At 63.0% G+C, this 265-nt stretch carries 1 protein-coding gene; it reads right to left on the reverse strand.

What is annotated here, in order from left to right:
• Positions 1-265: ATP-binding cassette domain-containing protein (locus SB764_RS41150; protein ID WP_410866918.1), on the reverse strand; the 265-nt coding region annotated here is incomplete at both ends.

Below are 265 nucleotides of genomic sequence, written 5' to 3' on the forward strand. Positions count from 1 at the left end.
GTAGTCTTCGTAGCCGCCGCGGTAGTCGACGATCTCGCCCGAGGGCAGGATCTCGATCACGCGCGTGGCCAGGCCGGACACGAACTCGCGGTCGTGCGACACGAACACCAGCGTGCCTTCGTACTTTTCCAGCGCGAACTGCAGCGATTCGATCGATTCCATGTCCAGGTGGTTGGTCGGCTCGTCGAGCAGCATGACGTTGTGGCGGCCCAGCATCAGGCGGCCGAAGGTCATGCGGTTCTTTTCACCGCCGGACAGCACCTTG

Origin of the sequence: Paraburkholderia sp. SIMBA_027 (genome assembly GCF_046535315.1) — a bacterium.
GTDB classification, from domain to species: Bacteria; Pseudomonadota; Gammaproteobacteria; order Burkholderiales; family Burkholderiaceae; genus Paraburkholderia; species Paraburkholderia tropica.